13 protein-coding genes are annotated in these 11,969 nt (G+C 29.6%); 11 read left to right on the top strand and 2 right to left on the bottom strand.

What is annotated here, in order from left to right; all coding sequences use genetic code 11:
* Positions 1-243 precede the first annotated feature (243 nt).
* Positions 244-1,308: a 23S rRNA (adenine(2503)-C(2))-methyltransferase RlmN gene (gene rlmN, locus B5X81_RS19345; protein ID WP_079494341.1), complete on the top strand. Its 1,065-nt coding sequence runs from the start codon at positions 244-246 to the stop codon at positions 1,306-1,308.
* A gap of 115 nt (positions 1,309-1,423) precedes the next feature.
* A complete protein-coding gene (locus B5X81_RS19340; RefSeq protein WP_079494100.1) occupies positions 1,424-1,834 on the top strand; it encodes a hypothetical protein in 411 nt (136 codons plus the stop codon).
* 60 nt (positions 1,835-1,894) lie between these two features.
* Here the strand turns inward: B5X81_RS19340 and B5X81_RS19335 are convergent, their stop codons facing one another.
* The gene (locus B5X81_RS19335; RefSeq protein WP_079494099.1) at positions 1,895-2,137 is read right to left on the bottom strand and encodes a hypothetical protein; all 243 of its coding nucleotides are present in this window, start codon (positions 2,135-2,137) and stop codon (positions 1,895-1,897) included.
* 132 nt (positions 2,138-2,269) lie between these two features.
* Between B5X81_RS19335 and B5X81_RS19330 the strand changes: the two genes are divergently transcribed.
* The 8 genes from B5X81_RS19330 (at position 2,270) to B5X81_RS19295 (ending at position 9,753) form a co-directional block, all read left to right on the top strand.
* The gene (locus B5X81_RS19330) at positions 2,270-3,541 is read left to right on the top strand and encodes a M14 family metallopeptidase (protein ID WP_079494097.1); all 1,272 of its coding nucleotides are present in this window, start codon (positions 2,270-2,272) and stop codon (positions 3,539-3,541) included.
* A gap of 137 nt (positions 3,542-3,678) precedes the next feature.
* Positions 3,679-4,089 (top strand): universal stress protein, encoded by a 411-nt coding sequence (locus tag B5X81_RS19325; protein ID WP_079494096.1) that lies wholly within the window; start codon positions 3,679-3,681, stop codon positions 4,087-4,089.
* Between the two features lie 132 nt (positions 4,090-4,221).
* Positions 4,222-5,187 carry a TIGR01212 family radical SAM protein gene (locus B5X81_RS19320; protein ID WP_079494094.1) on the top strand — a complete coding sequence of 322 codons (966 nt, stop codon included), beginning with the start codon at positions 4,222-4,224 and terminating at the stop codon, positions 5,185-5,187.
* A 262-nt stretch (positions 5,188-5,449) separates the two neighbouring features.
* Positions 5,450-6,457 carry a type I glyceraldehyde-3-phosphate dehydrogenase gene (gene gap / locus B5X81_RS19315; RefSeq protein ID WP_079494093.1) on the top strand — a complete coding sequence of 336 codons (1,008 nt, stop codon included), beginning with the start codon at positions 5,450-5,452 and terminating at the stop codon, positions 6,455-6,457.
* Positions 6,458-6,738: 281 nt separating this feature from the next.
* Positions 6,739-7,428 (top strand): HAD family hydrolase, encoded by a 690-nt coding sequence (locus tag B5X81_RS19310; protein ID WP_170917502.1) that lies wholly within the window; start codon positions 6,739-6,741, stop codon positions 7,426-7,428.
* A 79-nt stretch (positions 7,429-7,507) separates the two neighbouring features.
* The gene (locus B5X81_RS19305; protein ID WP_079494090.1) at positions 7,508-8,314 is read left to right on the top strand and encodes a GTP pyrophosphokinase; all 807 of its coding nucleotides are present in this window, start codon (positions 7,508-7,510) and stop codon (positions 8,312-8,314) included.
* Positions 8,315-8,419: 105 nt separating this feature from the next.
* Positions 8,420-9,112, top strand: coding sequence for a metallophosphoesterase (locus tag B5X81_RS19300; protein WP_079494088.1), 693 nt, complete (start codon positions 8,420-8,422; stop codon positions 9,110-9,112).
* 83 nt (positions 9,113-9,195) lie between these two features.
* Complete coding sequence (locus B5X81_RS19295; protein WP_079494087.1) at positions 9,196-9,753, top strand: DUF6648 family protein; 558 nt, start codon at positions 9,196-9,198, stop codon at positions 9,751-9,753.
* Positions 9,754-10,105: 352 nt separating this feature from the next.
* On the opposite strand, the gene B5X81_RS19290 is transcribed toward B5X81_RS19295, so the two are convergent.
* Positions 10,106-11,281, bottom strand: coding sequence for an ISL3 family transposase (locus B5X81_RS19290; protein ID WP_079494085.1), 1,176 nt, complete (start codon positions 11,279-11,281; stop codon positions 10,106-10,108).
* A 139-nt stretch (positions 11,282-11,420) separates the two neighbouring features.
* On the opposite strand from B5X81_RS19290, the gene B5X81_RS19285 reads away from it, so the two are divergent.
* The coding region (locus B5X81_RS19285; RefSeq protein WP_170917516.1) for an IS256 family transposase at positions 11,421-11,969 on the top strand (549 nt) is incomplete at its 3' end.

Below are 11,969 nucleotides of genomic sequence, written 5' to 3'. Positions count from 1 at the left end.
TGCCAAGTTAGAATTATGCAATTTCCTCAAGTAAAAACTTTAAATTTATATACATCAAAAACTCTAACAATTGCCTAAAATTTGGATATATATAAATTAAGTTTTACTAAATATATTTTATGTAGATTAAAAAGAGAAAAAAGGGGTAATAAATAATTAATCCTAGGTTTTTTTATAGGAAAAATTAAAAATTTTTATATTTCTTATAATTTGTTTAGGAGAAGGATAGGTGTGAAATCTTTTATGAGTGATTCAATTGATCTTAGAAATTGTAGTATAGAAGAACTAGAAAAGTTATCAGTTCAGTTGGGAGAAAAGAAATTTAGAGGCAAACAGATTTTTGAATGGATACAAAAGGGAATTGAAGATATTGATGAAATGACTAATTTATCCAAAAATTTCAAAAATAAACTAAAAAAGGTATCATATGCTAACGATATGGACATATTAAAAGTATTGGAATCTAAGTTGGACGGAACAAGAAAATATTTAATGGCCCTTAGAGATGGAAATATTATAGAAAGTGTTATGATGAAGTATAAACACGGAAATACGGTTTGTGTATCTACCCAGGTAGGTTGTAAAATGGGATGTGGATTCTGTGCATCTACAATCGATGGGGTTGTAAGAAACTTAACTTCAGGGGAAATAGTAGGTCAGGTGTTGTCGATTCAAAAAGACATCGGGGAGAGGATATCTAATGTAGTGCTTATGGGTAGTGGTGAACCCCTTGACAACTATGAAGGAGTTATAAAATTTTTAGAAATTATTAATGATCCCTTAGGATTAAATATAGGAATGAGAAATATAACCTTATCGACATGTGGAATAGTACCGAAGATAATAGATTTAGCCCAAAAGAAACTTCAAATCACTTTAGCTGTATCTCTTCATGCTCCAAATGATGAGATGAGAAATAAAATTATGCCCATAAATAAAGTGTACAATATTAAAAAACTTTTAGATTCATGTGAAAAATATATAAAAAAGACTAATCGAAGAGTAACTTTTGAATATTCTTTAATAAGAGGTTTTAATGATAGTTTAGATAATGCTTTAGAGCTTTCACAAAAACTAAATGGAATGCTTTGTCATGTAAATATTATACCATTAAATGAAGTTAATGAGAGGAATCTAAAAGGTTCTACAAGAGAAAGAGCCTATGAGTTTCAAAGGATATTAAAGAAAAATGGTATTGATGCAACAGTCAGGAGAGAAATGGGCAGTGATATAGATGCAGCTTGTGGACAATTAAGAAAAAGCTATATTGAGAGGGCAAAAAATAACGAATATTGTGAATTAAAATAAAATAAATGTTTTTGAAGGATTATAAGGAAAGTCATAGAAGTAGTTACTAAAGAATATTTCGAATATTCTTTAATGTTATATATTTTCTCTATCAAATTTAAGGGAGGAGATCAAGATGATAAGTATATTGGCAAGTTCAAAGGGGACTGGGAAAACAAAGAAGATAATTGATTTAGCAAATGAGGATGTGGAAAAAGCAAAGGGGAATATAGTATTTGTAGATGACGATAAAAGGCATATTTATGATCTTAAGCATAGGTTAAGGTTCATAAGTATGGATGAGTATCCAACCAAAAATATGGATGAATTTTTTGGATTCTTATGTGGAATAATATCCCATGACCATGATATCGATAAAATTTATATTGATGGATTATTAAAAGTAATGGATACAACTTGTGATGAAATTCCTAAATTAGTTAATAAGCTTGAAAAACTCTCTAATAAGTATGAAATCGATTTCTTCATGACCATTAGCTGTTTAAAAAATGATCTCCATGAAGATTTACATAAATATTTAGTATAAAACTTTAAAAGAGTAAAGAAATTTTGTGATTTCTTTACTCTTTTTCATAAGTTAAATTGTTTATGGGAGAAATGATTCTCCTAAGTATTTCTTTATATCTTTTCTATCACTATATATGTCAAGGAGTATTTCTTTATTTTGTTCTTCCATTATAACCAATACTTCAGCTTTGCCCTGAAGAAAAAATTTTTCTACAGTACTTTCTTTCACTTCTCTTATTTTATTTTTATGATTTTTCTTTTTTTTGTATTCCCTTGTATAATATGATCCCAAAAGTTCGATGACCTTAGTATATCTTTCCATATAATACCTCCAATTTATATGCATATACATTAGTATACCATATAAATTTCATTTAAAATCATTTATGGCACATAATGTTTTTTAAATGTATATGATGGTATAAAAGATGGGATAATTAAGGAGGGAATTTATTTGAGAGTTTTAAAACTAGGGGCTAAGGGAACAGATGTGATGGAAATACAAGCCTTGCTTAAGAAAATAGGATATAGTCCTGGCCCTATTGATGGTTATTATGGAACAGGAACAAGGGATGCTGTGATAGCCTTTCAAAAAGATAATGATTTAACTGCTGATGGCATAATAGGTCCTCAAACTTATAAAATTATAAATGTTTTGTTAAGAGGATATGATACCTACTATATTCAACCTGGAGATACATTGTGGGAAATAGCTAAAAACTACTATACAACGGTTAACAGAATAGTCACAGCTAATCCGGGTATTAATCCCTATGAGCTACAGATTGGTCAGGAAATAATTGTACCCTATGGAATTGATGTAGTAGATACAAATATTGATTACACCTATGAAATAATGGAAAGGGATATTGAGGGATTAAAAGCTAGATATCCATTTATTGAAGTAGGTTCTGCAGGTGAGAGTGTTCTTGGGAGGAAATTATACTATATTAGGCTAGGAACTGGCCCAAATCAAGTGTTTTATAATGGCGCACACCATTCATTAGAATGGATAACTTCTCCACTTTTAATGAAATTCATTGAAAATTTCTTAAAAAGTTATACCGATGGGAGAAACATAAGAGGATATAATTTGGAGAAAATTTGGAAGGAAAGCAGTATATATATAATACCTATGGTTAATCCTGATGGCATCAATTTAGTGCTAAATGGACTTAATAGAGAGAATCCTTATTATGAAGAATTAATTAAATGGAATAATGGTAGTACAGATTTTTCAAATGTATGGCAGGCAAATAATAGGGGCGTGGATTTGAATCATAATTATCCTGCTAAATGGGATGAATCAAGGGAAGCAGAAATAGAGCTTGGAATATTGGGTCCAGGACCAACAAGATATGGAGGACCATTTCCCTTATCAGAACCAGAAACAGAGGCAATAGTTCAATTTGTAAAGAATCATAATTTCAGATTAGTTCTAGCCTATCATACTCAGGGAGAAGTAATATATTGGAGATTCAATGATTTACAACCTCCGGAAGCAAAGAGAATAGGTGAGTTATTTTCTGAGGTAAGTGGATATAGGTTAGGGGAAGTATATGGAATAGCCTCCTATGCAGGAATGAAGGATTGGTTTATCCAAGAATATAGGAGACCAGGATATACTGTAGAAGCAGGTAGGGGTAAAAATCCTTTACCTATATCTCAATTTGATAATATTTATAATGACAATGAGCAGCTGTTATTATTGGCTTCTGTAGTCTGAAAATTAACAATATATTAATATTTTTTAAAAGTGTTTAAAGGAATCAAAGTTATAGTATAATATATATAGGAAGATTTTTTATAAATAGTACTAACTTAACCTAATTTTACAGTAATCTACCGCGAGAGGGGTATGATATGAAGAAAAGTAAAGATATAATGGTTTGTGTTACACAGCAAAAGTCTTGTGAAAGGCTTATTAATAGGGGAGCTAAGGTTAGAAACAAGGTTAATGGTAAATTGCATGTGATTCATGTTGTAAAAGAAGGATGGAAGTATTTTGGTAAGTTAAAGGAATCTGATGCATTAGAATATTTATTTGATATATCAAAATCCTATGAAGCAGATTTAACTGTTATAAAGGCTCCAGACATTGAAGAAACTTTAATTGATTTTGCTGACAAGAATAATATACAAATAGTAGTAATGGGGGAATCTTTAGAAAAATCCGCACAACAAAACATGATAGAAAGATTCAAGAAAAAATTAAATAGAAATATCATGTTAGAAATTGTACCTTTAGAAGAAGTTAATGAAAGAGCTGTTTAAAAAACAAGCAGGTGTAGATATTGCACCTGCTTAAATATTTTTGAATGCATAAAAATTTAATTGGATATGTTTATTAATGATATACTAAAGAATATAATATTCTTTAGTATATCATTGAGAAAGGAAGAAATCATGAATTCAAAAAAAGAGAGATATAGAAGATATTCAACTTATCTTAAAGAAAAATATGGAGAAAAGGTTTATAAGATTCCCGTAAATCTTCCGGTAACCTGTCCAAATAGAGATGGAGAATGTGGAGAAGAAGGATGTATTTTTTGTGGTGATATAGGAACAGGTTTTGAAAGTTTAGAAAATTCCTTGTCTGTAAAAGAACAACTGAATAAAAATATAAAATATATAAGTAAGAAATATAAAGCCAATAAGTTTATTGCATACTTTCAAAATTTTACAAATACATATATGGCTGTTGAAACTTTTAAGCAGTACGCTCAAGAGGCAGCTGAGATGGATAATATTGTAGAAATATGTATTTCCACAAGGCCCGATTGTATACATGAAAAGTATCTACAGATTTTGGATAAGCTTAAGGAGAAGTATGGAGTAGAAATAACTATAGAATTGGGACTGCAAACAGTTAACTATAAAACCCTTAAAAAAATCAAAAGAGGACATACACTTGCTGAATTTATTGATGCTATGAAAAATATTAATTATCATGGATTTGAAAGCTGCTGCCACTTAATATTGAATCTTCCTTGGGACGATATGGAAGATGTTATTGAAGGTTCAAAGATAGTATCAGCCCTAGGAGTAAATCAAATTAAACTACATTCTTTATATATATTAAAAAATACAGAGCTGGGAAGAATGTTTGAAAGAAGAGAAATAGAAATTATATCTGCTGAAGATTATGTTGATAGAGTTGTAAGTTTTATAAATTATCTGAATCCAGATATAGTAATCCAGAGGATAGCAGGAAGAGCTCCTAAGGAGAATACATTATTTTGCAATTGGAATATGAGCTGGTGGAAAATTAAAGATATGATAGAAGAAAAATTAGAGAAATTAGATATATATCAAGGGAAAAAATATAATTATTTAAATGGTAAATCCGTAAAAAAATTTATCGGATTTTGAGATAGCAAAATATATAAGTAGAGGATTCCACTTTTGCTTCATATAGAGTAGATTTTCCATTTGAAGTACTCATGTAGAAAAAGTTTAAAAATAAGGGCATATGCCCTTATTTTTTGCATTGATATTAAAAAATATTGTGGATATTAATATATCATATATTAAAATTCATATTGAATAACATGTAATATATGTGTTAATATAATAAATGGAATATCACAAATAAATAAATATAACATACTATATAAAGTGTAGGAGGATTAATATGACTATAAAAGTTGGGGTCAATGGATTTGGACGGATTGGTAAAAATGTGGTAAAAGCGTGGATTGAAGGGAATAAGGATATAGAAATAGTAGCAATCAATAGTACTAGTGGACCTGAAATACATGCCCATATCTTCAAATACGATTCATTATATGGAGTGTTTAATGAAAAAGTAGAAACTAGTGAAAAAGCCATTGTAATTGGAGAAAAGGAAATAAAATTTACTTCCTTTAGAGATCCTGCAGAGATACCATGGAAAGAAATGAATGTTGATATAGTTATAGAGTCAACAGGAGTATTTAGAAATAAAGAAAAGGCTTTAAAGCATATTGAGGCTGGGGCTAAAAAAGTGATCATATCGGCACCAGGAATAAATGAAGATAAAACCATAGTTATGGGAGTAAATGAATTTGAATATAATCCTGAAAAGCATCATATTATATCTAATGCTTCATGTACAACAAATTGTTTAGCACCTGTTATCAAAGTATTAAATGATGAATTTAAAATAGAGAATGGTATGATGACTACAGTTCATGCATATACTTCTGACCAAAGAATTCTTGATTTATCCCATAGGGATCTAAGAAGGGCTAGGGCAGCTGCTCAATCGATTATTCCAACTACAACAGGTGCAGCTAAGGCTATATCCAAGGTTATTCCCGATATGAGGGGGAAATTAAATGGTATGGCTATGAGGGTACCTACTCCAGTAGTGTCAGTAGTAGATTTAGTAGCAAATTTGAATAGTAAAGTAGATGTAGAAGAAGTAAATTCAAAATTAAAACAAGCCTCTGAATCATATCTAAAGGGAATATTACAATATTGTGAAGAACCATTAGTTTCCATTGATTTTAAAAAGAATTCAAACTCTTCAATAGTAGACGCTTTATCTACAATGCAAGTTGGAGAAAAAACTATAAAGGTTATTTCATGGTATGATAATGAATGGGGATATGCAAATAGAATTATTGATTTGGCTGCTTATATTGGGGAATTTATGTAAAATTGAATCTTTTGTCTTCTTTGTGTTTATAAACAATTTGACTTCCTGTAGGTAATACAGGAAGTTTTTTTAAAATGATTTAAAATAAAAAGTCCAATATTTCTATATAGAATTGATAAACTCAAATATGGTATAGTATAGATAGTTGAATATAAAAGAAATAAATTTTAACAGCAATATTTAAATATATGATTTTTTACATCTAAATTAGCTCAAACCCTTTAATTTATACCTTAAAATGTTTATAATATAATTGGAAAATGGGGAATATAGGAGGGAACATGGAAAATATACTTTTAATTTGGGATATAGATGGAACTTTAATTGATTGTAAAGGTTTGGGAAGAAAAGCTATGGACAAAGCTTTTTTAAATCTTTATAGAAAAGAAAAAGCATTTAAAGATGTTAGTATGGCAGGCAGATTGGATTTTCAAATAGTAAAAAATGCCTTCGAGATAAATAAAATACTAGATAATAATATTGTTGGATTTTTTGACAAATACGAAGAAATGTTAAAAGAGGAACTTAAAGATAATACTTCTTCAAGGATTTTACCGGGTATTGATGAAATATTAGAAATTACTTCAAGTGAAGAAAATTTATATCATATTTTAGGAACCGGTAATTGTGAAAAAGGAGCAAGACTAAAGTTATCACATTTAGGTTTAGATAAATATTTCCACATTGGAGGCTTTGGAGATGAAGATATTGAAAGATGGGAGGCCATTGAAAAAGCTATAGGGAAAGCTAAGGATTTTTATGAAATAGATTTTGAAAAAAAGAATATATATGTCATAGGGGATACACCATTTGATGTTGAGTGTGGAAAAATTTTAGGAGTGAGAACAGTGGCTGTGGCAACAGGTAGATACAGCTATGAGGAACTCAGCAGGTGTAAGCCAGATTATATTTTTTATAACTTTGAAGTTTTCGAAGATTTTCTGTCAATAATAAGGAAACTGGAAAAATAAAATAAAAAGTGCTGTAAGTATTTTAAAACTCTTGGTATATAAATTTGCATATTTAGAGTTTTCAATTGAGGTGGTATAATTGCAAAAAATAAGGGAATGGAAAAGGATATTGTTGCCTTACGAACAAGCTGTTGAGGAGCTTAAAGTAAAGTTAAAATCTATTAGAAATGAATTTAGAGATATGAATGAATACTCTCCTATAGAATTTGTAACGGGTAGAGTGAAAAAAATATCCAGTATATTGGAAAAAGCAAGTAGAAGCAATATCCCTGAAGATAGAATAGAAGAAGAAATTGAAGATATAGCAGGAATAAGGATAATGTGTCAATTTGTTGATGATATATATAGGGTTGTAAAGCTTATTAGAAAAAGAAGTGGTAAAGACTTGGAAGTTGTTTATGAAAAGGATTATATTAAAAATAATAAAGAGAGTGGATATAGAAGTTACCATGTAATAATTAGATATCCTGTACAAACTGCATTAGGGGAAAAGAAGATACTGGCAGAGATACAAATACGTACATTAGCTATGAATTTTTGGGCAACTGCTGAGCATTCTTTAAACTATAAATATAAAAAGAATATTCCTGAGAATATTAGAGAAAGATTGAGAAAAGCAGCAGAGGCAGCTTATCAATTAGATAAGGAGATGTTAAAGATCAGGAATGAGATAATTACTGCCCAAAGAATATTTGAAGAGAAATCCAATAGCGTTTATGAAATTGCAAATAATATACACCTTTTAAGTTTATTTGGGTATAAAGATGAAGCAAAGGAGTTTCAGGAAAAGTTTGATAAAATATGGAAAACAGGTAGCTTAGAAGAATTACAAAAGCTTTCAGAAACAATAAAATTTACAATTCAAAAATACCACGCCTTTGACTAGAAAACAACTGAAAAATGATACAGAAGCTTTTTTATATTGGAGAATAAATATGCAAATATCAAATAGAAAATATACTAAAACAAGGAAGAGATTGATGGTGATAGAATGGCTTTATATGGAATTGCAGATTTGCATTTGAGCTTTGAAAGCAATAAACCCATGAATATATTTGGTGATGTATGGATAAATCATGAAGAGAAGATTAGAAGAAATTGGATTAATAAAATAAGAGAAAATGACACTATTTTAATTCCTGGAGATATATCATGGGCTATGAAGCTTAAGGAAGCTATGACAGATTTAAAATGGATAGATTCTCTTCCAGGAAGAAAGATATTACTTAGAGGAAATCATGATTATTGGTGGTCATCTTTATCAAAGATGAATAATTTATTTGACAATATGTTTTTTTTGCAGAATAATTATTATATATACAGGGATTATGCTATATGTGGTACAAGAGGATGGATTTCACCTAATGAGACAAAATTCAGTGAGCATGATAAAAAGATATATGATCGTGAACTCCATAGACTTAGACTATCCTTAGAAGCAGCTTTAAATGATGGATTTAAAAAATATATTGTTATGACCCATTATCCTCCAACCAATGAAGATATGGAAAAATCTAGATTTATGGAGATGTACGAGGAGTTCAATGTTGAAAAGGTGATTTATGGGCATTTACATGATGAAGATTCATTTAAATTAGGATTAAAAGGGATCCATAGAGAAATTGAATATATACTAATTTCTGGTGACTATATTAATTTTAACCCTGTTAAGATATTAGATTGATTAATTTATTGACAATTTTTACTATTAATTCATAGAGGGTATTTAGAAAATACCACAAAATCATATTTAGATTGGGTGTAATAATGTTGAGACGTAAGGTTCCTGAAGATGTATTTGATAAATTTTTTCAGCATAGAAATTCATTATTTATACAGTTTAACAATGGTGATATTACAAAACGAGAATTTATTGAAGAACATTACTATTTTATACAAAAACTAAATTTAAAACCCTTTAAGCATAGGATAGATTCTTTTGAAAAAGGTATATATAATTATCAATATTATAATATGGTTGCAAAGTATTGCTATATGAAATCCAAGGATAGAAAACTTATTGAGAAACATCCTCAGGTTGCATGGAAATACAAGCAAAAAGCAGGATATTATTATAGTCAGAAGGATTGGTCAACATTAAAATTACTTGAACATTTGAAGTTTGAAAATGTTGAAGCTTATTTTATTAAAGTTAGATCTAAGAATCTAAAAAATAAGCTTTATGAAATAGTAGTAAAGGATTTTAAGGATGTTATATTGCATTCAAAAAGTGTATCAATGTTAAATAGACTGAGACATGAGGGTGTTTTCCAGGAAGAGATAAAGAAATCATTAATAGATGATTATATAAATCAAAAATATTAATCTTTTATTAATATAAGTGTCCAAGCTGATAATTTAAAATTTATTAAAACTTAAAATTGTTTACCTTTAATAGGAAGCACAAAATTGGTCAAGCCCCTTTGGTCGGGAATGTATAAAGTTTTGTGTAAATGGTCAATAATTCCAATAATAAGGAATAAAAAGGAGATGACTATTTATGCAAAACGGCTCTTTGTCAATAGTTGGGGTGGGATTTCTTGTAATCCTGCTCCATTATTACGTTTGAGCCTGTTTTAATGTAAGGATAAGGAGCTACTTGTTTTTGGGTGCACTTAATAAACCTAGCTAAAATGTAGGCTTTTATATTGATAGTTAATTAATAATTACGTATTACTTAATTGGTACAATGAATAATCCTATTACGGAATCTATGAAAGTTTTTAAGTCCGAAGGACACTCTTTTTAAGACTTTAATTTTATTATTAAAACCTTCAGTTGGACCGTTGGTATAGCCATATTTAAAAGCATTTTTTATTTCTTTAGACCATCTTGTATATGTAGCAGCACATTTTTGAAATTCTGGTATACCAGAGTCTTGAGCAGCTTTAATCCAATCATTGAAAGCATTACGTTGATAAGAGTATTTATCACTCTGACAGATTTGATAAAACCACTCTTTAAGTTTATGTGCAACACGAAGATCATCGTTGTATAATAACATTAAGTCAACAGCTTTTTTATTTTCATCCTTAAGCTTATGGTAGCGGGTAAGAATTAGTTTTCTGCTACGTTTATAATACTTTCTAAGGTCGTAGGGCATAGTCTTCTGTAATCGCTTCCTAACTTTTTCTATAGCCCAAGTAACTTGTCTAATGAAATGGTACTTATCAATAATAATCTTAGAATTAGGGAAAAAGGCTTTTGCTAGATCTACATAAGGCTGCCACATATCACAAATAAAAAATTTAACACTATGCCTTTCTTTACGAGGAACTTTTTTAAAGTAGCTTATAAGATGACTTTGAGACCTGTCAGGAAGTATGTCTAACACCCTATTTTTCTTGCCATCCACAAGAATGCATTGATACTTTCCAGTTTCAGCATTTCCTTTAAACTCATCAATACAAAGAACCTTTGGAAGAGTAGGGGCGCTGTAATTAATTAGGCTAAATATACGTATTACTGTAGAAACAGATACATTAGCAGAGCTAGCAACCTCAGACATACTAAGGGTCTTAGTTAACTCCTTACAAATATAATGTACTAATCGATTAGTCATTCTGTGATATCGAGGAAGAAAGTCATAGGATTCATAAAATCTCTTGCTACATGAGCAGACATATCTTCTTTTTTTAAGTATTAAATATGTATGCTTAAAGTGAAAAGGCAAGTCTTTAATTACCTGCTCTCTATAATCATGAATCTTAGAAGTTAAAGAGCCACAAGAAGGACAGGTGTGTTCTCTTGGTCTAGTTTCAAGATAAATTTTAATAAAAGAATCTCCATGAGAAATTTTTTTTACTTTTACCCCTTTTAAATTTAGTAACTTATTGATAGAATTATTATGCACTTGTGAATAAATCTCCTTTCTTTGTTTTTTTGCCAATTAACATTTTAGCAGATTTATTCTGCAAGTGCTTTTTTTTTGCTCAAAAACAAAAATGTTGAAGTACATAGGTTTGTATGCACCCCAACATTTATTATAGAACCTGCAAAACTTTAATAATTTAACGGTAAAAGAGTTAGCACAAAATTGTAAAACAGTAGATGAAATACAAGAAGCTATTAAGATAATATTTAGAGAAACAATACAGGAAGCCTTAGAAGGAGAGCTTGAGCATCATCTTGGTTATAGTAAAAATGATCCTAATGGTAATAATTCAGGTAACAGTAGGAATGGATATAGCAAAAAGGTTATTCAAACGAATTTTGGTAAAACTGATTTGAAGGTTCCAAGGGATAGAAACGGAGAATTCGAACCTAAGATTATTGAAAAGTATGAAAGAACAACTAATAGAATTGAAGATCAAATAATAGCAATGTATGCAAAAGGAATGTCTACAAGAGATATTGAAGATCACATGAAAGATATTTATGGAATAGATGTGTCACCAACAATGGTTAGTAAAATAACCGATAAGATAATCCCCAAAATTCAAGAGTGGCAATCTAGACCACTTGAAAGGGTGTATCCAATAGTATTTCTGGATGCTATACATTTTAAAGTGAGAAAGGAAAATAGAGTAGTAAGTAAAGCA

The organism is Maledivibacter halophilus, assembly GCF_900167445.1.
GTDB classification, from domain to species: Bacteria; Bacillota; Clostridia; order Peptostreptococcales; family Caminicellaceae; genus Maledivibacter; species Maledivibacter halophilus.
The sequence above is the reverse complement of the archived record's forward strand: the minus strand, read 5'-3'. Positions and strand labels throughout refer to the sequence as shown.

Excerpts from the sequence above, each read along its gene's own strand:
- rlmN (WP_079494341.1), top strand. The coding sequence starts at position 244 with ATGAGTGATTCAATTGATCTTAGAAATTGTAGTATAGAAGAACTAGAA.
- B5X81_RS19340 (WP_079494100.1), top strand. The coding sequence starts at position 1,424 with ATGATAAGTATATTGGCAAGTTCAAAGGGGACTGGGAAAACAAAGAAG.
- B5X81_RS19335 (WP_079494099.1), bottom strand. The coding sequence starts at position 2,137 with ATGGAAAGATATACTAAGGTCATCGAACTTTTGGGATCATATTATACA.
- B5X81_RS19325 (WP_079494096.1), top strand. The coding sequence starts at position 3,679 with ATGAAGAAAAGTAAAGATATAATGGTTTGTGTTACACAGCAAAAGTCT.
- B5X81_RS19320 (WP_079494094.1), top strand. The coding sequence starts at position 4,222 with ATGAATTCAAAAAAAGAGAGATATAGAAGATATTCAACTTATCTTAAA.
- gap (WP_079494093.1), top strand. The coding sequence starts at position 5,450 with ATGACTATAAAAGTTGGGGTCAATGGATTTGGACGGATTGGTAAAAAT.
- B5X81_RS19310 (WP_170917502.1), top strand. The coding sequence starts at position 6,739 with ATGGAAAATATACTTTTAATTTGGGATATAGATGGAACTTTAATTGAT.
- B5X81_RS19300 (WP_079494088.1), top strand. The coding sequence starts at position 8,420 with ATGGCTTTATATGGAATTGCAGATTTGCATTTGAGCTTTGAAAGCAAT.
- B5X81_RS19295 (WP_079494087.1), top strand. The coding sequence starts at position 9,196 with ATGTTGAGACGTAAGGTTCCTGAAGATGTATTTGATAAATTTTTTCAG.